This is a genomic window from Alicyclobacillus contaminans DSM 17975 (assembly GCF_000429525.1).
Lineage (GTDB): Bacteria > Bacillota > Bacilli > Alicyclobacillales > Alicyclobacillaceae > Alicyclobacillus_A > Alicyclobacillus_A contaminans.
On sequence record NZ_AUCA01000001.1, the window covers coordinates 118,533 to 138,468 of the forward strand.

General features: G+C 59.9%; 16 protein-coding genes. 14 read left to right on the plus strand and 2 right to left on the minus strand.

The window, feature by feature from the left end:
- Positions 1-436 precede the first annotated feature (436 nt).
- The 9 genes from G463_RS0100590 to G463_RS17855 all read left to right on the plus strand — a co-directional run bounded on the left by G463_RS0100590 (position 437) and on the right by G463_RS17855 (position 8,748).
- Complete coding sequence (locus tag G463_RS0100590) at positions 437-1,378, plus strand: L-lactate dehydrogenase (protein WP_026973659.1); 942 nt, start codon at positions 437-439, stop codon at positions 1,376-1,378.
- A gap of 146 nt (positions 1,379-1,524) precedes the next feature.
- Complete coding sequence (locus tag G463_RS17845; protein WP_051321730.1) at positions 1,525-2,067, plus strand: DoxX family protein; 543 nt, start codon at positions 1,525-1,527, stop codon at positions 2,065-2,067.
- A 39-nt stretch (positions 2,068-2,106) separates the two neighbouring features.
- A complete protein-coding gene (gene hpf, locus G463_RS0100600; RefSeq protein WP_026973660.1) occupies positions 2,107-2,637 on the plus strand; it encodes a ribosome hibernation-promoting factor, HPF/YfiA family in 531 nt (176 codons plus the stop codon).
- Between the two features lie 255 nt (positions 2,638-2,892).
- A complete protein-coding gene (locus G463_RS17850) occupies positions 2,893-3,795 on the plus strand; it encodes a cytochrome c oxidase subunit II (RefSeq protein WP_035484827.1) in 903 nt (300 codons plus the stop codon).
- A gap of 80 nt (positions 3,796-3,875) precedes the next feature.
- A complete protein-coding gene (locus G463_RS0100610; RefSeq protein WP_051321768.1) occupies positions 3,876-5,792 on the plus strand; it encodes a cbb3-type cytochrome c oxidase subunit I in 1,917 nt (638 codons plus the stop codon).
- Between the two features lie 10 nt (positions 5,793-5,802).
- Positions 5,803-6,423, plus strand: coding sequence for a cytochrome (ubi)quinol oxidase subunit III (locus G463_RS0100615; protein WP_026973662.1), 621 nt, complete (start codon positions 5,803-5,805; stop codon positions 6,421-6,423).
- Positions 6,424-6,765, plus strand: coding sequence for a cytochrome aa3 quinol oxidase subunit IV (gene qoxD / locus G463_RS0100620; RefSeq protein WP_051321731.1), 342 nt, complete (start codon positions 6,424-6,426; stop codon positions 6,763-6,765). It begins immediately after the preceding gene.
- A 27-nt stretch (positions 6,766-6,792) separates the two neighbouring features.
- Positions 6,793-7,725 (plus strand): heme o synthase, encoded by a 933-nt coding sequence (locus tag G463_RS0100625; protein WP_084171091.1) that lies wholly within the window; start codon positions 6,793-6,795, stop codon positions 7,723-7,725.
- Between the two features lie 30 nt (positions 7,726-7,755).
- Positions 7,756-8,748 carry a COX15/CtaA family protein gene (locus G463_RS17855; protein ID WP_051321732.1) on the plus strand — a complete coding sequence of 331 codons (993 nt, stop codon included), beginning with the start codon at positions 7,756-7,758 and terminating at the stop codon, positions 8,746-8,748.
- Between the two features lie 147 nt (positions 8,749-8,895).
- On the opposite strand, the gene G463_RS0100635 is transcribed toward G463_RS17855, so the two are convergent.
- The gene (locus tag G463_RS0100635) at positions 8,896-9,966 is read right to left on the minus strand and encodes a sensor histidine kinase (RefSeq protein ID WP_026973665.1); all 1,071 of its coding nucleotides are present in this window, start codon (positions 9,964-9,966) and stop codon (positions 8,896-8,898) included.
- A 368-nt stretch (positions 9,967-10,334) separates the two neighbouring features.
- Here G463_RS0100635 and pfkA point away from each other — a divergent pair, with 368 nt between their 5' ends.
- The 3 genes from pfkA to G463_RS0100660 all read left to right on the plus strand — a co-directional run bounded on the left by pfkA (position 10,335) and on the right by G463_RS0100660 (position 14,833).
- Positions 10,335-11,294 carry a 6-phosphofructokinase gene (pfkA, locus tag G463_RS0100640; protein ID WP_026973666.1) on the plus strand — a complete coding sequence of 320 codons (960 nt, stop codon included), beginning with the start codon at positions 10,335-10,337 and terminating at the stop codon, positions 11,292-11,294.
- Between the two features lie 709 nt (positions 11,295-12,003).
- On the plus strand, positions 12,004-13,353 hold the full coding sequence (gene gabT / locus G463_RS0100655) for a 4-aminobutyrate--2-oxoglutarate transaminase (protein WP_026973667.1): 1,350 nt from the start codon (positions 12,004-12,006) through the stop codon (positions 13,351-13,353).
- 40 nt (positions 13,354-13,393) lie between these two features.
- Positions 13,394-14,833 carry an NAD-dependent succinate-semialdehyde dehydrogenase gene (locus tag G463_RS0100660; RefSeq protein ID WP_026973668.1) on the plus strand — a complete coding sequence of 480 codons (1,440 nt, stop codon included), beginning with the start codon at positions 13,394-13,396 and terminating at the stop codon, positions 14,831-14,833.
- 49 nt (positions 14,834-14,882) lie between these two features.
- On the opposite strand, the gene G463_RS0100665 is transcribed toward G463_RS0100660, so the two are convergent.
- Positions 14,883-16,622, minus strand: coding sequence for a sigma 54-interacting transcriptional regulator (locus tag G463_RS0100665; RefSeq protein ID WP_245575643.1), 1,740 nt, complete (start codon positions 16,620-16,622; stop codon positions 14,883-14,885).
- A 297-nt stretch (positions 16,623-16,919) separates the two neighbouring features.
- On the opposite strand from G463_RS0100665, the gene G463_RS0100670 reads away from it, so the two are divergent.
- Positions 16,920-17,942: a LacI family DNA-binding transcriptional regulator gene (locus tag G463_RS0100670; RefSeq protein WP_026973670.1), complete on the plus strand. Its 1,023-nt coding sequence runs from the start codon at positions 16,920-16,922 to the stop codon at positions 17,940-17,942.
- Between the two features lie 275 nt (positions 17,943-18,217).
- Positions 18,218-19,885 (plus strand): ABC transporter substrate-binding protein, encoded by a 1,668-nt coding sequence (locus G463_RS0100675; protein ID WP_051321733.1) that lies wholly within the window; start codon positions 18,218-18,220, stop codon positions 19,883-19,885.
- Positions 19,886-19,936 lie beyond the last annotated feature (51 nt).

The window sequence follows — 19,936 nt, forward strand, 5'->3', positions numbered from 1 at the left end:
GGGATGGTCAGGTGTAAGCGCTATTACCACAGAGCATAGCGCGGTTTCCGCGGTTGGAGTAGGGCGTCGTTTCGCCATGCGGAACACGGCAGACTTTTTTGTGGAAGTCCTGCGCCAGCGGGGAGCGCGGGCATTCGGGCCCGGAGGTCGGTTGGAGTAAGTGCAGATGGTCGGCGCTGCGGTTGGCGCAACGCGCGGATTGGACGATGACGTCATCGCCTGGAATCACTACCATACAGCTGGCGCATGGTCCATTTGCACCAGTCAAATCGTCGGTTTGGAACTTCCGCTGTCCCGGTCTCAGCCATACCCTGATCTTGAACGGCGGCGCCCGTCCACGGAAACGCTTTGTACGGGCGGACTCGGTCGTTCTGTGGCGACCCGTCCCGGGTCGTCAACTGTCTTTGCCACCCAATCAGAGCTGGAGTGAGGATGCATGGATACGAGGATTCCAACGAAAATCGCGATTGTCGGCGCCGGGGCCGTTGGCTCCAGCACGGCGTACACGCTGCTCTTGCGCGAACGCGCGACGGAACTTGTGTTGATTGATGTCAATGCGGACAAAGCGCGCGGTGACGCGCTGGACATGGCGCACGGATCGCCATTTTATGGGGCGACCAAAGTCTGGGCGGGCTCTTATGAAGACTGTGCCGGGGCGGACATTGTGATCATCACCGCGGGGGTTGCGCAGCGGCCGGGCGAAACGCGCCAGGCTCTGCTCGACCGAAACGCGGTGATTTTTCACGCCATCCTCCATGAGATTGTGAAATACAACCAGAATGCCATTCTGCTGGTGGCGACGAATCCGGTCGACGTGCTCTCCCACCTGTCCTGGAAGCTGTCCGGCTTTTCCGCGGAACGCGTGATTGGTACGGGGACGCTCCTCGACAGCGCGCGCTTCCGGTACTTCATCGGCCAGCAGCTGAACGTCAACCCGCGCAGCGTGCACGCGCACATCGTCGGGGAGCACGGGGACAGCGAACTGCCGGTCTGGAGCCGCACGAACATCGCCGGCGTGCCAATAGACTTGCCGGAATCCGCGCGCGCAACCATTTTCGAAAACACGCGCAACGCGGCGTACGAAATCATCCAGGCCAAAGGGGCGACGTCTTACGCCATCGCCCTCTCCATCGACCGGATTTGCACGGCGATTCTGCGCGATGAGGGCGCCGTGTTGAACGTCTCCACGCTGCTGAACGACTATCACGGCATCTCCGACGTGTACATGGGCGTACCGAGTGTGGTCGCCAGGGACGGGGTTCGCGAAGTGATTGACCTGCAGCCGACCGCCGCGGAATTGGAACAGTTGCGCGCCTCCGCGCAGGTGCTCAGAGACCGCATCGCCGCCGTCGAATCTCTGCACCCGGACTGGTTCTGAACGGGACCGCCTTCAGACTAGTCCATTCGTACGACAAAACGGTCCAAACGGGTCTGCACCGGCGCGCCGCGCTCTGAGATGATGAACGTGCAAGGCGAAGATCCAGCGATGCATCGCCGACTGGATGAATGCAAGGAGATGGTCATATGTTCACGAACTGGCTCAGGTCCAACCGGTGGGCTGCCGGCATTCTCACCATCCTTCGCGTGTATCTGGGATGGGAGTTCCTCCACGCCGGCTGGGAGAAGATTACCGCCTCCAAGCCGTTCAACGCGGCGGGATTCCTCGCGAACAGCATTCAACACCCCGTGCTCACGCCGGAAAAGACCGTTCAATATCCGTGGTTCAACGCGTTCCTGAAGGGCTTTGCCCTGCCGCACGTGGGACTGTTCAACGTGTTGGTGCCGTGGGGAGAATTGCTTGTCGGCGTTGGACTCATCCTGGGCACTCTGACCACCGCCGCTGTGTTCTTCGGGATGCTGATGAACTTCGTGTACATGTTCGCCGGCACGGTGTCCAGCAATCCAATGGACGTGTTGATTGGCATCTTCATCATCGTGGCCGGATACAACGCGGGTCACTTCGGCGGAGACCGCTGGGTCATTCCCTGGCTTCGCGAGCACGTGTTTCGCCGGGTTCACAAGGAAGTTCAGGTGCACGTGGTGCGCGGCAACAAAGCAGTCCACTAGACGTTGATTACGTTGCAAGCTTACAGGAGCTGACAGCGCATGTTGATACAGACGTACGGGGATCACATTCCATTGACGGATGCCCTCAGGGAGTATCTGGAGAAAAAACTCAGTCGATTGGAGCGGTACGTGGAGATTCCGGCGGATACCCAGGTTCATGCCGCTCTTTCGGTGGAACGCGGCATGCACAAGGTGGAGATCACGCTGACGCTCTTCGGGTACACCTTCAGGGCGGAGGAGCGTTCATCGGACATGTACGCATCCATCGATCTGGCGACGGACACGCTGTGCGGCCAGGTGCAGAAGTACAAGTCCAGGCTGCATCGGCATTCGCGGGATGGGCAACGGCGCGACGTCCAGCCGGGAGATCCGGAAGCGCGGAATGACGATGGGCCGAAGGTGGTACGCGTGAAGCGCTTTGCCGTGAAACCCATGGCGCTCGAAGAAGCGATGCTTCAAATGGAACTGCTCGGCCACGATTTCTTCGTGTTCACCAATGCCGAGACGGACGAGATGAACGTGCTGTACCGACGCAAGGACGGAAATTTCGGCTGGATTGAGCCACAATGACCGATTCGGTCCACAGCAATGATTCGCCGCGGTGGGGCATGCCCCACCGCGGTTTTGCGTGGAAGGGGCTGTTGCGGCGGTCCATTCGGGGTCTTGCTTTGGACCATTGCCTGCATAGTCCATACCGACTACATCTTTCCCCCGTGTGTACTAGTGGCAAATAGAAAGAACGTGCCTGTTTGCGAGTACAGGCGCGGGACTATAGTGAAGTCGGGTAAGAAGGCCACCAGAGTCTATTGAAAGGAGCTTAGCCTGATGAACGTAAGGGTACGCAGAGCAGGGGTACTGCTCTCGGGGTTGTTGGCATCACTGCTGCTGGCGACCGGCTGCGGAAGGAACATCGTGCTCCATCCGGCCGGTCCCGTCGGGCGCAGTGAAGCCCACCTCATCTATTTGTCCATCATCCTTGTGCTGATTGTTGTGGTGCCCGTCATCGTGCTGATGATGTTCATCGTGATGCGGTATCGCGACAAGCCGGGAAATAAGGCGGCGTACAAACCCGAATGGTCTGAAAACCGAGCGCTCGAAGTGATTTGGTGGGCCATCCCCATTGTCATCATCGGGATTCTCGGTGCGGCCACAGCGAAGGAGACGTATTCGCTGACGAAGCCGCCGGAACAGAACACCACCCCGTACACGGTGGAGGTCACTTCGCTCAACTGGAAGTGGCTTTTCCAGTATCCGGACAAAAACATCGCCACGGTGAACTACTGCGTGATTCCCACCGGCCGTCCGATTCAGTTCGTGTTAACGGCCAACGCGCCCATGAACTCCTTCTGGGTGCCGGAGTTGGGCGGGCAAGAGTACACCATGCCGGGCATGGCGATGCGGTTGTGGCTGCAGGCGGACAAACCCGGAACGTACTACGGCCATGGCGCCAACTTCACCGGTGAAGGGTTCGCCAACATGCAGTTTGACGTGATCGCCAAATCCCAGTCGGACTTTGAAGCTTGGGAGAATCAGGTGAAGCAGACAGCGCCTCCGCTCACGGAGACCGGCTACAAGAACCTGACCAATCCGAGTGTCGTGTCGAAAGCATCGTATTCGTCCTACCCCGCGAACTCGTTCATGGACACGGTTATGGAAAATGGCGGGAAGTACATGAGCCAAACCATGTCGACCATGCAGTCGTTGGGTGACGACGCCGGCATGAAATAACGCCGGCTCGGAGGTACGCTGTACATTCTTCGACGAAAGGGGCAGAAGGTGTGAAAAACTTCTTTGTCACCGGCGACCCAATGATCTACGCCTCGGACGTGTTGATTGTCCTGGTGCTGGTGGGCATCATCTTCACCCTGACCTACTTCAAAAAATGGGGTTGGTTGTGGCGTGAATGGTTGACCACCGTGGATCACAAGAAAATCGCCATCATGTATCTGATCTGCGCCATTCTCATGCTGTTCCGCGGCGGCGTGGATGCCGAGTTGATGCGGACGCAGCTGGCCGTCCCGAACAACCATCTGTTGTCGGCCGAGCACTATGACCAAATTTTCACGACCCATGGCACCATCATGATTCTGTTCATGGCGATGCCCATCCTGTTCGCCATGTTCAACGCCGCAGTGCCATTGCAGATTGGCGCGCGCGATGTTGCTTTCCCGTATTTGAACGCGGTGAGTTTCTGGTTGTTCTTCTTTGGCGCATTGCTGTTCAACATTTCGTTTGTCATCGGCGGATCTCCGGATGCTGGCTGGACCAGTTATCCACCTTTGACGGAGTTACAGTTCGATCCGGGCCCGGGCGAAAACTACTACCTGCTGGCGGTGCAAATCTCCGGTTTCGGAAGTATTGCCACCGGCATCAACTTCATGGCGACCATCCTCAAGATGCGGGCGCCCGGCATGACCCTGATGAAGATGCCGCTGTTCTGCTGGTCGGTGTTGGCATCCTGCATCGTCATTCTGTTCGCGTTCCCGGCGTTGACCGGCGCGCTTCTGCTGCTCACCTTGGACCGGGTGGTTGGCACACATTTCTTCACGATGCTGGCAGGCGGCAACCCGATGCAGTTCATCAATCTGTTCTGGATTTGGGGTCACCCCGAAGTGTACATCGTCGTGCTACCGGCGTTCGGCATTTACTCGGAAGTGGTCAGCACGTTCTCCAGCAAGCGCGTGTTTGGCTACAAGTCCATGGTGTTTTCGCTGATGGCGATTGCCGTTGTCGGCTATCTGACCTGGGTCCACCACTTCTTCACCATGGGTGCGGGTGCTGACGTGAACGCGTTCTTCGCCATTTCCACCATGTGCGTCGGCATTCCGACCGGTGTTAAAGTGTTCAACTGGCTGTTGACCATGTTCCGCGGTCGAATCCGGCTGAATTTGCCCATGCTGTGGACGCTGGGCTTCATCCCGAACTTCGCCTTGGCGGGCGCCACCGGCGTCATGCTGGCCGCCGCTCCCGGCGACTATCAATATCACAACAGCTATTTTCTCGTCGCCCACTTCCACCAAGCGCTGATTGGCGGCGTGGTGTACGGCATGCTGGCAGGCATGTATTACTGGTGGCCGAAACTGTTCGGCTTCGTTCTCGATGAACGGCTCGGCAAATGGGCGTTCTGGTTCTTCAATATCGGTTTCTATGTCTGCTTCATGCCGCAATACGAGCTCGGCTTCATGGGAATGACGCGGAGAATGTACACATATCCCGCCAACATGGGCTGGACGACGCTCAACTTCATCTCCACCATCGGGGCGTACCTGATGGGTATTGGTTTCCTGTTCATTGGCGCGCAGATTGTCTACAGCATCTTCCGCGGGCAGCGCGACCTCACCGGAGATCCATGGAACGGCCGCACGCTCGAGTGGTCTCTGCCGTCGCCTCCACCGGCGTACAATTTCGCGCAGATTCCGCATGTGCAAGAGCGGGATGAGTGGTGGCGGATTAAGCAGGCCGGTCTGGCGGACGCGTATCGCAAAGTCAATCTGAACGAACTGGAGCCGATTCACATGCCGAAGAATTCGGGGATACCGTTCCTGATGGGTGTTTCATTCTTCGTCGGCGGATTTGGCTTGGTGTTTGGCTGGACGGTCGTCGCCATTATCGGGTTTGCCGGTGTGTTCCTCTGCCTGTTGGCTCGGTCGCTGCAGGAGAAGACCGATTACCACATTCCGGTGAGCGAAGTGCAGCAGACGGAAATCTCGCTGGGGAGGGCTTGACATGGCGGTCATGGAGCAAACGCTGAAAGATCTCCACGGCGCCGGGGAGCACAGGAAGCCGCTGGAGTACACGCACGGCGGTTCCGTGAACATCTTGGGATTCTGGTTGTTCCTCGCCACCGACCTGATGGTGTTCGCCACGCTGTTTGCGACGTACCTGATTTTGAAGACACATACCGATGGCGGGCCAACGGCGGCCGGGATCTTCGATATCCCCGGCTATGTGGCGGAGACGTTCATCTTGTTGACGAGCAGTTTCACGTGCGGATTGGCCACCTATTCGATGCGGAAGAATGCGAAAGCTGCGGCGTTGACGTGGCTGGCCATCACCATGGCGCTGGGGCTGGCCTTCGTGGGACTGGAAGCCAGCGAGTTCGCCAAGGACGTGGCGGACGGCGCCACGATGCAGCGCAGCGCGTTTCTCAGTGCCTTCTACACGCTGGTGGGCACGCACGGAGCGCACGTGTCGCTCGGCATTCTCTGGATGGCGTCGCTGTTCTTCCAAATTGCCCGCCGCGGCTTTGACGCGGTGCGGGCGCGGAAACTGTTCGTGGTCGGCCTCTACTGGCACTTCCTCGATATCGTTTGGGTGTTCATCTTTACGGTTGTGTACACGATGGGGGTGAGATGAATGGCCAATTCAGCCGTCAGTCAATCCACGAATCTGGAGCCGCAGTTTCATGAAGAGGCGTTTCCCTGGAAGCACATCATCGGGTATGTCCTCTCTCTGGTGCTGACGGGGGCCGCGCTCTGGTGCGCGTTGGGATATCATCTGCGCGGTAGTGCGCTGATTGTCACAATTCTGGCGATGGCTGTTCTGCAGATTGTGGTTCAGCTGTTCCTGTTCATGCATCTGACGGAGAGTGACGGGACGCGGGCGCACGTGTGGACCATATGTCTCGGATTTTTCTTCACCTTCGTGGTGGTGGCGGGGACCATCTGGATTATGTCGTTCGGTTCCCAGGTTGCTTGACGACACAGCGGGAAGAGAGGCACGAACATGTCCATGATTTCCGGTGACGTCCATGCGATTCCAAACCAAGCGGACTCTGTCCGCTCGGTTTGGAAAACCGTACAGGCTTACGTTGCTCTGACCAAGCCGAAAATTCTCGTCATGCTTCTCATCACCGGCTACTGCGCGATGGTCGTTGCCAACCGCGGCGTGCCTTCGGCGTTTCTGACCGCCGCGACGCTTGTGGGATTGGCGCTGTCGTCTGCGGCGGGGGCCGTGTTGAACATGTGGTACGACCGAGACATTGACGGCCTGATGCGGCGGACATCCAGCCGCCCGCTGCCGACCGGCGCTGTCAAACCCGGACACGCGTTGGTGTTCGGCATTGGTCTGGAAGCCGCTTCGTTCGCGCTGCTGTACGGGCTGGTCAATCCATTGACGGCGCTGCTCTCGTTCCTTGGCTTCGTGTATTATGTGCTGATTTACACCATCTGGTTGAAACGGCGGACGCCCCAGAACATCGTCATCGGCGGCGGCGCGGGCGCCATTCCGCCCCTCGTCGGCTGGGCGGCGGTGGCGGGGCATCTGTCCTGGTTGGCGTGGCTCATGTTTGCGGTCATCTTCCTGTGGACACCACCGCACTTTTGGGCGTTGGCGTTGTACAAGAACGAGGACTACGTCCGCGCGGGCGTTCCCATGATGCCCGTGGTGCGCGGCTTTCGGTCCACCAAGCGGCAGATGTTCGCGTATTCCGTCGTATTGTTGACGGCTACGCTGATTCCGAGCTTCACCGGAACGGCGACGCTCGTCTACACGGTGCCCACCGTCGTGCTCGGCGGACTGTTTTCGATGCTCGCTTGGCGGTGTTTGCGCGAACCGGACACGAGCATGATCTGGGCAAAACGTCTGTTTCTGTCATCCCTGCTCTATTTGCCGGTCTGGTTTCTGGCCATTGTTCTCGGCGTTCGCGGGATGCTCTGACGGGCGCGACCATGAAAGGGGGAGAGGGGTGTGACGCAGACGAGGGGATTCGCGCGCCTGACCTTTTGGCTGGGCGTTGTGGTCACCGTAGGGTTCTTCTGGGTCAACACTGTGGGCTTCGTCGACACGCACACCGGCTCGGCGTTGGGCTGTGGGCACAACTGGCCGCTGTGCAACGGCAACGTCATCCCGTCGGTGTGGGGGCTGCACACGTTGATTGAGTTCCTGCACCGCGCCATCGTGGCCGTGGTGGTGCTGCTGCTCGCGGTGTTTGCGGTCTGCGCACTCGTTCGCTACAGGCAGTGGACGGAGGTAAAGAGCCTGGTCGGCCTGTCCATCCTGTTTACGATTCTGCAATCGTTCCTCGGGGCGCTTGGCGTGTTGTTGCCCCACGATCCGCCCGCAGTACTGGCCATTCACCTCGGCGTCTCCCTGCTCGCGCTGACGTCTGTCCTGCTGGCCACAGTGGTCATTGGCCAAATCCAGCGGGCGGAACGGACGGGGGGGCGTGTTGTGCTGCGCCCGCAGCTGCCCGACCTGCGATTTCGGCTGTGGGCCTGGTTTTCCACCGTGTTCACGTTTATCGCCATGTACGTCGGGGCGTTCGTGTCCAGCACGGGCGCCGGCGGTCGATTTCAAGGATGGCCGCTGCCGGCAGAAACGTACCAGGTGGCCGGCTGGGCGTTCGAGCTCGACGTACTGCACCGGACGCTGGCGCTGTTGTTGGTGCTGAACCTGCTGTTGGGGGTTCGTTGGACGTGGCAATTTCGGCGGCAGCGCCCCGACCTCTTTCGCGGAGCGCTCACAGCGCTGATTTGCGTCTGTCTGCAAGCGCTGAGCGGCATGCTGTTAATCGCCACCAGCCTGAGCATTCAGGCGTTTCTCACGCACGTCACGATTGTCACCGGCCTGTTCGCTTCCATGTGCTATCTGTCTCTGCAGGTGTGCGGAGAACCGATACGAAAAAAGACAACGCATCTCCGAGCCATCCACGGGGGACGTCAGAACGCGTCCACTTACTGAGACCAACCGGGGTAAGGGTTTCGGTTCGGGAAACGGCAGACCTTGCGTGCCCACCTGCTGCGGCGATGGGTCGGAAGGTCTGCCGTCTGACTGTATGCTGTATGAATGCGTGACAGACGGGGCCAGGATGTCCGAGCTTTTCCTGGGTCAGTGCAAAGGAATGGTGAGCGTCACCCGCGTCCCCTGTCCCGGGGCGGAGTCGATGGATAGGCGACCGCCAATGAGTTCGCAGCGTTCGCGCATGGTGCGTAGGCCGTAGTGATCGGACGTCGCTTTCTCCGCAGTGGAGAACCCCACGCCATCGTCTTGGATGACGAGCCTGAGCAGGGACGGCTTGGCCGTGGCGGGCGTCGTCTCCAAGTGCACCACCACGTGCGTCGCCGACGCGTGTTTCCGTACGTTGTTCAGTGCTTCCTGCATCGCTTTGACCACCTGGTTCGCCACGTACGGCGGAACGGTGATGTCGTCGCCGCGGTGATGGAATTCCGTATGGATGTGATGCCGGTTTCCAAACTCCAGGACGTATCGCTGCAGATACGGAACGAAATGCCCCGTGACGCGAAAGGTCAGGTCGTAGATGGCCTGCCGGAGATCCACCAGGCTATTGTCCAAGACGCGGCTGAGATTCTCCAACTGGGCGGCGTCCACGGCCTCTCCGCGGCGAACATCGTCCAGCATCAGTTTGATTTGCAAATTCACATAAGCAATGTCCTGTGCGACTCCGTCGTGAATGTCCCGGGCAATCCGTTCGCGTTCCTGCAGGGTGTAGTGCAGCTCTTGATTGCGCATCTGTTCCTGTTGAAGCCGTTTCTGCACGGAGAGGTCGCGGATGGACATCAGCAGATAGGAGTCAGCGTCATTCACTTCAATCGGAGAATAGGTGACGGAGACCGGAAGAGTTCGTCCGTCCTTCGTTTGAATATTCATTTCCACATTGGTCATTGGCTGTTTTGCCGTCAACGCGCACTGACCCACGCAGTTCTGTTCGTACATGGGAATGTTGGCAGGGTCGTGGCACTGAAAGAGATGTCCGCAAAAGCAGCCCGCCAAAGACTCTCTGCCGAGCATCCGTTTGGCGGCCGCGTTGACGTAGACCACCCGCCGCGATGCGTCCAACAGTACCAAGCCGTCCGCAGAGCATTCGAAAATCGCCTGGAAGATGGCCACGGACAGCCGTTCTTCCGTTTTCACCACTGGATTCGCCGTGTTGCGTTTCACTCGGTCCTCACCTCGGTTTCATGGACGATTATGAGCCGTGGCAACGCACGAAAACAGGGTACGACCTCATTGTAAGGAAACCCCATCCGAATGGCGTAGTACAAACGGACTATTTCTAGCCACAGATTCAGGATTTTGTCACGTGGCGGCGCGGTGTGGCGCGGGGGATGCTCAGGTGCGAGGACTGTGCCGGCGCCTCCCCGGCCGGTCCGCATGGACTAGGCGGTTTGGAACTACTGCCAGCGTTGTACCCGGCTGCATAATGGGTGCAACACCTGCGGCCATTGTGCCTTTGGGCGTCGCGTTTCGCAGAGAAGCGGCGTTGGCGCGGAGCGCTGTCGGGTGCGGTGTGCGAGGAGGAATGGAGCATGCGACGAATTGGCGTACTCACGAGTGGCGGTGATGCACCGGGCATGAATGCCGCCATTCGCGCTGTGGTTCGTTCCGCGATATACAACCGGGTGGAAGTGTTGGGCATTCGCCATGGCTTTCAAGGGCTATTGGAGGGAGACATGGTCCCGCTGGGGCTCGGATCCGTGGCGGACATCATCCAGAGAGGCGGCACGATGCTGTTCACGTCGCGGTGCGAAGCGTTCAAGACAGACGAAGGACAGGCGCAGGGCGTGGAACGCCTGCGCGCCGCTGGCATAGAGGGACTTGTGGTGATTGGCGGGGACGGATCGTTTCGCGGTGCCAGGGCGCTGTCACAGCGAGGGATTGCCACCGTTGGCATCCCGGGCACCATTGACAACGACATTCCGTGCTGTGACACCACCATCGGCTTTGATACGGCGGTCAACACAGCCATTGAGGCGGTGGATAAGATCCGGGACACCGTCGCATCGCACGACAGGGTCTCCGTGGTGGAGGTGATGGGACGGAATGCAGGGGACATCGCGCTCCACGTGGCTCTGGCCGGCGGTGCCGAATCCGTGTTGGTGCCGGAATATCCGGTTGACCTGGACGATGTGGTGGCTCGGCTGTACCGGGGGCTGGAGCGCGGAAAGCGGCACTCCATTGTGGTGGTGGCCGAGGGGACGCTTTCCGGACCAGAAGTCGCCGCGTATCTCACGCGTCACACCGGATTTGACGTCCGCGCGACGGTGCTCGGGCATATCCAGCGCGGCGGCGCGCCGACCGCACGGGATCGGGTGTTGGCCAGTCAATTGGGAAATCTAGCGGTTCAACGGTTGCTCGACGGGGCAACCGGGCAAATGGTGTGTGTGCGAGACGGCAGTCTCTGCGCCGTCGACTTCGAAGAGGTGTTTCAGGGTCGGCACACGGTGGAACCGTCGTTGTATCGATTGGTGAATACGCTCGCCATTTGAACGGAAATGGAGGAAAGACGATGCACGACGAGGAACTCACGCAAAAGCAGAAGGTGGCTCTGTTCGCGTTCATCGCGCTGGTCAGCGCCATCGTGGTGTACGTTGGGATTGTGGTGCTGTAAGCGGCGCGCCTTTCGCTGCGGGTGAGCGCGGCGGAAGGGGTGCCGGAGGGTGGCTGACGGCGCGGGTGAGGATGTGCTATGTTGGTATCAGTCCGAATGGGAGGGGCTGTCACCCGTTGCACGGACAGGTGGTGTTCGTCTCAGGATGAACCGGTGTCCACCATCTTGCGCATGAGAGGAAGATCGGCGGCGATGAACCACGTCAGTTCTCTGTTCGTCATTCTGTTCGCGCTGGTGACCTGCATTACGTACAACGTGTCTCTCCTTTTGCGCAACGGGACCCCGGGAGCACGCACCACATGGGAAAGTACCGACGGCCTTTGAGTCCGTCGGTATTTTGTCTTGGAATTGATGCAATCGTGAATGCGCGTGATGCAGATATGCATCGAAACTTGGATAAAACCACGGAACATCCGGGGAACGGCGAATGCCTGCGCGCATCCGCGACGCGGCCGTCGCACGGCACGGTCGGTATGCACCGTCGTTGGCATGGAACTTGCATGTCTCATCGGTTCGATCCGAACCGCGCCCTGTCTGGGGCGCGGGCAACGCAGGTCCATCTATGATGCGGGAGGAAGGTAGAACATATGCAGAGCACAGACAAGACCACCATTGCAATGCACACGTCCATTCCGGGGACGCATTCCCAGGAGTTGCTGGCGCTCCGCCAAAAACATGTGCCGCGGGGCGTTTCCAACAGTGTACCGGTATTCGTCGAGAAGGCCGAGGGCGCCGTGGTGGTGGATGTCGACGGCAATCGCATGATTGACTTGGCGGGCGCCATCGGGACGCTGAACGCGGGGCATTGCCCGCCGCGCGTGGTCGCCGCGCTGAAGGCGCAACTCGACCAATACATCCATCCTGGCTTCAATGTGCTCATGTACGAACCGTACGTGCGCTTGGCGGAAACGTTGAACGCGTTGACGCCTGGAGATCACGAAAAGCGGACGTTCTTCCTGAACAGCGGGGCCGAAGCCGTGGAAAACGCGGTTAAGATTGCGCGCAAATTCACGGGACGCCGCGGGGTGCTGTCATTCCGTGGCGGATTTCACGGGCGCACCCTCTTGGCCATGTCGCTCACCAGCAAGGTGAAGCCGTATAAATTTGGATTTGGCCCGTTTGCCGCGGACGTGTACAGGCTGCCGTATCCGAATTACTACCGTGCGCCTCTGAACATGACGCCGGACCAATTGGATGACGCGCTGCTCTCGCGAATGGAGGAATTTTTCATCTCCGACGTTCCGAAGGAGGAGATTGCCGCGGTCATTATGGAGCCTGTGCAAGGGGAGGGGGGCTTCATCGTTCCGTCCCGCCGCTTTGTCCAAGGGGTGCGCGACATCTGCCGCAAAAACGACATTCTGTTCATCGCCGACGAAGTGCAGACCGGGTTCGGAAGAACGGGCCGGCTGTTTGCCGTCGAACATTTCGGTGTGGTGCCGGATCTGATGACCATGTCCAAGTCCATCGCGGCAGGACTGCCCATCAGTGCCGTCACGGGCAGGGCGGATGTGATGGATGCGCCGGAGCCCGGCGAAATTGGCGGTACGTACGGCGGCAGCCCCCTCGGTTGCGTGGCGGCGCTCGAAGTGATCCGGACGTTGCAAGAAGAGCATTTGGTGGAGCGGGCCAATGTCATCGGCGATATCATCCGCACCAACCTGGAGCAGCTGCAGCGGCAATATCCGGTGATTGGCGACGTGCGGGGGCTCGGAGCCATGATGGCCATGGAGTTGGTCAAAGATCCCGTGACCAAGGAACCGCATCCCGAGTTGACCAAGCGGATTCTCGCCGAGTGTTACCAGCGCGGCGTCGTGCTCCTCAATGCGGGCATGTACGGGAATGTCATTCGTTTTCTGTCTCCGCTCGTCATCACCGATGCGCAGTTGGAGGAAGCGTTCGCCGTCCTTCGCGGCGTCTTTGCGGACCTCCTCGGCTGACGTGGACGACGAGTAGGACTGGAAGGAGGAACCATCCATGTTGCGAGAATACGGTCTTTACATCGATGGCCAGTGGCGGGCGGCTCGCGGGGGTGAAACGTTCCCGGTGCACAATCCAGCCACCGGCGAGGTGGTGGGACAGGTGGCCGATGCCCGGGCGGAAGACGCCCTGGACGCGGTGGAAGCCGCCACTCGCGCCTTTCCCGAATGGGCGTCGCGGCCTGCCAAAGAGCGTTCGGAGATATTGCGCAGGGCGTACGACCTGATGGTGGCCCATCGCGACGAGTTGGCGGAAATCATGACGAGGGAACAGGGGAAACCGCTGGAAGAAGCCCGCGGGGAGGTTCAGTACGCGGCGGACTTCATCCTGTGGTACAGCGAGGAGGCCAAGCGCGTCTACGGCGAGGCGATTCCCGCATCCCATGCCGACAAGCGGCTGCTGGCGCTGCGTCAGCCGGTGGGCGTGGTCGCAGCCATCACGCCTTGGAACTTCCCGGCGGCGATGATCACTCGCAAGATTGGTCCCGCGCTCGCCGCTGGTTGTACGGTGATTGTGAAGCCGGCCGAGCAGACACCGCTGACCGCCTGTCGGTTGGTGGATTTGTTTGAGGAGGCGGGATTGCCGGCGGGTGTGCTCAACCTGGTGGCCACGACCCAGCCGCAGGCGGTGGGCGATGCGCTGTTGGCCGATGCGCGCGTGCGGAAGCTGACATTCACCGGATCGACGGAGGTTGGCAAAATTCTGATGCGGAAAGCGGCGGACACCGTCAAACGCATCAGTCTCGAACTGGGCGGCCACGCGCCGTTCCTGGTGTTCGAGGACGCCGACATCGAACGGGCTGCGCGCGAGGTGGCCGCGAGTAAGTTTCGGAATGCGGGCCAGACCTGCGTCTGCACCAATCGGGTGTACGTGCACGAATCCATCGCCGACACCTTCACGGCGGCGCTGGCCGATGTGGTTCGCGGGCTGAAGATGGGCAACGGGCTGGAACCCGGCGTGCAGATTGGACCGTTGATTGACGGAGCGGCTGCGGAAAAAGTGGATCGACACGTACAGGACGCGGTGGACAAGGGCGCGACGCTGGTGCTGGGCGGACGGCGGCACAGCGACGTGGATCGCGGCGTTCACTTCTTCGAACCGACCATTCTGGCGAACGTGCAGGATGACTCGGTCATTCTGCACGAGGAGACGTTCGGGCCGGTGGTGCCGGTGCAGGTGTTCCGGACTGAGGAAGAGGCGGTGGCGAAAGCGAACGGGACGCCGTATGGTTTGGCGGCATACCTGTACACGCGGGACTTGTCACGGGCCATCCGCGTCAGCGAACAACTGGAGTACGGGATTGTCGGCGTGAACGACGGACTGCCTTCGGTCGCGCAGGCGCCGTTCGGCGGTGTCAAGGAAAGCGGCCTCGGCCGGGAGGGCGGTAAATACGGTATCGAGGAATACCTGGAGGTCAAATACGTATCCATTCGGCTCTGAGCGTCGGCATATTTCAGGGGGATTGTGGTGAACAATCCCCCTTTTTTTTTCACTCTGCGGCTCCATCGGGCGGATGAATGCCGTATTGTTTGAGCTTGCGGACCACGGTGGATTGACTGATGCCCAGTTGCGCGGCCATCTCGTACGTGGTTCTACAGCGACCCGCGGCATCGGCGATGAGTGCGCGCTCCACCGCTTCCAATTGGGCTCGCAGACCTCCGTATGGAGCGCCCACCAGAGGAGTCGGAACGGGCTTTGCTGTCTGTGGTCGGTTGGGCGCCGCTGTGGCCAACACGTTCGGCGGAAGATGTTCCGGGAGGAGCACCGGATCTTCGACGGTGATGACCAGGCGTTCCAGCAGGTTCTCGAGCTCTCGGATGTTGCCCGGGAACGCGTATCGTTTGAGGCAGTCCAGGGCGTCTGGGTGCATAACCTTGGTCGGAATTTGATTGCGCCTGCAGAAATAATCCAGCAGCGAGTGGACCAGGTGTGGTATATCCGTTGGCCGCTCTCGCAGCGGCGGCAGGGTGACCGGGACGACGTTGAGTCGGTAATACAGATCTCTGCGGAACCGGCCTTCCTGAACCAGCGTCTCGAGGTCTTGATTGGTGGCGGCAATGATGCGAAGATTCACGCGCCTTGGCCGCTCTCCTCCCACGCGCGTGATGACGTGTTCCTGCACCAGGTCCAGCAGCTTCGCCTGGATGTGCAGCGGGACCTCGGCAATTTCATTCAAGAACAGGGTGCCGCCGTCCGCCAGTTCCGCCTTGCCCGGTTTGCCCTCGCGGCGGGCGCCCGTGAACGCGCCTCGTTCATATCCGAACAGCTCGCTTTCAAACAGAGATTCCGGAATGGTGGCGCAGTTGATTTCGACGTACGGGCCGTCTTTGCGCCCGCTCAGGGTGTGAATGAGGTGCGCGACGCGGTTCTTGCCAACGCCGGTTTCCCCCAGCAGCAGCACCGTGGCCTGAGTGGGCGCGACCCGTCGGCACAGGGCCAGCACGCGCTGCATCGCCAAATCCGCTGCGACAAAGGCGGGGCCCGGCGTTTCCTCGGAGGCCGAGGGTGCGGTCCATTCCGAGTCGGTGGGCGAGGTGATGTCGCGCGTGTACGAAATGACCCGGACAATGTCTCCGTTCGCGTCGAACACCGGATTTCCGGTGACAATCAGGCGCCGGCCGAGCCGCGTGGTCTGCAGGGCGGTGATCCGCTTGCGCTCACGCAGCACCATGGCGGTGACGGAGGGGTAGAAGACCTTGTCCCGCTCGAGATCGAACACTGATTTGCCAACGAGCTCGTCCGCAGTCAGCCCGTAATTCACATCCACCATCCGATCCACGCGCACCGTGATGCCGCTGCCGTCGGTCACGAACACCTCGTCGAACAACGTGTTCAAAATGCGCTCCAGCTCTTCGTTTGTCTGCTGCAGTCGGCGAAGCTCCTCCGCCATCGACGTGTCCGACCGGGCCGTGCACTCCACGAGCATCCACCGCCCGGACTGCGGACGCTCCGGCTGTGGGTGGCCCGGCTCCCATCCGGGGTATTCAGTCTGGGCGCGACCTGTCACCGATGGTTTGTGAATGTCCAGGAGGGTGTCCGGCACTTCGTGAAACCGATAGATGTAATCTGCCGGCAGCTTGTCCTGAATGTCAGACCAGCGTTGCTCCATGCAAGACACGCCCAGTCGAGACTGCGCGGACTCATTGGCGAACACCACCAAGCCGCGTTCGTCCACCAGCAGCATGGGGGCATCCAACAGATTCAACACGGTTGCCACGCTGTCAGCCATCTCTTCCATCCGCTCCTTTGCGCCGTGGAGTCATCGTATCACCGAAACCATTGCGCAGGATTTGCTTCGCACGTACTCGTTCCTCTTCAGTATACCGGGAACCGCCCTGCCCGGCGACGCGGCTCGGGATTGTCGCGACGGCGAGAACCGCACGGTGATTCCACAAAGAATTTTTAACCAACCCAGCAGGAAATCTTCAGAAAACATTGAATATAGTGTGCTAAGCGAAACCGCTTTCGGATTGAATCCCCTTCTGAGCGGACGCGCGAAGGACTGCAACCAGAAGGAAGTTTGGCTATGACCACCATTTACGACATTGCGAAACGTGCCGGCGTGTCGGCTGCGACCGTGTCGCGGGTGCTCAACGGGTACCCGGACGTCAGTCCGCGGACGCGTGAAAAAGTGCAGCGTATCACGGCTGAACTCGGCTATCAACCGAGCGCTGTCGCGCGCGGGTTGGCCACGCGGAAATCGATGACCATCGGCGTGTTCTATCAGGACCATGTGAACAGCGGCTTTCGACATCCCTTTCTGCACGATGTGGTGGCGAGTTTCAAGGACGTGGTCGGCGAGTACGGGTATGATCTGTTGTTTTTCGCCAATATGCAGGGAGCTGGATTTGAGGCCAAAGCGCGTCACCGAGACGTGGATGGACTGTTCCTGCTCGGCGTGCCGCGGACGGATCAGGGACTGGTCGCCTTGGCGAGAAGTCGAATTCCCATTGTGTCCGTCGACCTCGACCTGCTCGGACCGAAGGCCAGTTACGTGGCATCGGACAATATCGGCGGAACACTTCAGGCCATCGGCCACCTGGTGGAGTGCGGCCATCGCAACATCGCGTTCGTCGGCGACAAGTTCGGGACGAAGCCTGGGCATGACCGGATGGTGGGTTTCCAGGAAGCGCTGCGCAAGTGGAATCTACCCTTCCGATCCGACTGGATGCTTGAAGGCGATTTCACCGAGGAGTCCGGGTATTGGGCGACGAGCGCGCTCCTGCAACAATCGGAGTGGCCCACTGCGATTTTCTACGCATCCGACATGATGGCCATCGGAGGGATTCACGCAATGAACGCGGCGGGCGTCAAGCCCGGAGACGACATTTCGCTGGTCGGGTTTGACGATGTGCTGTTGGCGAGTTACGTCACGCCGAGTCTGACGACCATTCGCCAAAACAAGGAGGCCATGGGCGGGAAGGCCGCCCACGAACTGCTGGCGTTGATGGCTGATGACAACAAGCTTCCGACGGTAATCACGGTGGATACGGAATTGGTGATCCGGGAGAGTGTGAAGCGCTTGACCACCCCGTGCGGCGGAAGTTGACGGAAGGCGGAATGCACCCCGGGGAGGCCCATGTGTTCTGCGCGATGTTCCGGAACCGCTTTCGGTCATCGCCTTCTTGAAGAGAGGGGAGGAACCCGGACAATCCTGTGACCACAGGCTCTGCGAGCGCTCTTGGATAGAGAGAATGCCTCGGAATTTTGAAAGCGGATTCATCATGAGAAGTCCGTGAAGGAGGTGATGGGCGGGACGGAAGCATCGGTTTGTGCTGTGCGTTGTCGTAGCTGTAACGGAATCTCAAAGAGGGGGGACATGGTGTGAACAAGAGCACTTCGAAGTTGGGGGTCATCACCGGCACCGTGGTGGCACTTGCGCTGGCTGCCGCCGGATGCGGCCAATCCACAGGAAACGCATCGAACCAGCCGGGAGGGGACAGCGCGAGCGGCGTTGGCAAGCCCATTACCGTTGTGCCCGCACCCTACGGCAGTTTCCAGGACAACTTCAACCCGTTCCAGTACCAGACGACCGCAAACGCCGGTACGTTTGGCCTCATCTATGAGCCGCTCTTCTATTACAGCTTGGTCAGTCCCAACGTTTACAGCCTGCTTGGCAAGAGTCAGACGTGGAGCAACGGCAACAAGACACTGACCGTTCAGCTCAACACGAACGCCAAGTGGAGTGACGGCACACCTTTCACGTCAAAGGACGTGGTCTTCACCTTCAACCTGTTGAAGAAGTACCCGACCATTGACACCTCCGGCATCTGGACCAAGCTTTCCGACGTCCAGGCGCAGGGCGACGGCACCGTGGTGTTCACGTTCAAACAACCGGACGTGCCCTTCGGCCTGTACGTCGTTCAGGAACCCATTGTCCCGGAACACATCTGGTCGTCCGTGGGTGATCCGTCCAAGTACTTGAACAGCAATCCGGTCGGCACCGGGCCCTACGTGCTGGAGTCCTTCTCCGCCCAGGACTACAAGTTGAAGGCGAATCCGAACTATTACCTCGGCAAGCCGCCGGTGCCTGAGATCAACTTCCCTGCCTACAACAGCAACGACAGCGCGAACCTGGCGCTGGCGCAGGGGACGGTGGACTGGGGTGGACAGTTCATCAACAACATCGACAATGTCTATGCATCGAAGAGCCCCAACAACAAATACTGGTTCCCGCCCAACAATGTCGTCAGTCTGGTGCCAAATCTGATGAATCCCATCCTCAGCCAGGAGGTCGTGCGCAAAGCCATGAGTCTCGCCATCAACCGAGACGATCTCGCCAAGAAGGGCGAGTACGGTTACGTGGATGTGGCCAGCCCGACCACCATTCTGCCCACCAACAAGGACTGGATAGATCCGAACCTGCCGACGCAGGACCAGCAGTTCACGTACGACCTGAACCAGGCGACGCAGCTTCTGGAGAGCAACGGTTACAAGAAGGTCAACGGCGTGTTCCAGACGCCGGACGGCAAACCGCTGAAGTTCAGCTTGGCTGTGGTGTCCGGCTGGACCGACTGGGATGAAGACGCGCAGTTGATTCAGCAGAACCTGCAGCAGCTCGGCATTTCGGTCGATGTGCAGCAGATGCAGTACGCCGGCTATGAGGCGGCGCTGCAGAGCCACAAGTTCGACCTTGCCATCGCCTCCTCCGGCGGCGGGCCGAACCCGTACTACATCGACGAGAACGTGTACCAGTCCCACGGCAGTCTGAACTACGAACAATGGAACGATCCAGCGACGGACCAGGCGTTTGCCCAGTTTGAATCCACCACGGACGAAACGAAGCAAAAACAGGCCATGTACACCATCGAGCGGACTGTGGCGGAGAAACTGCCGACCATTCCGCTCTTCTACGGCGGCACCTGGTATGAGTACAACACCTCCAAGTACACCGGTTGGCCGAGCCAGGACAATCCGTACGTGTCTCCCGCGCCATGGTCGTGGCCTGCGGCAGGCATTGTGCTGATGCACCTGAAACCCGTCAACGGTTGAAGCGGAGTGGCGCGGGGCGGCCGCTGGCCGCCCCCACATCGGCGCTCACAG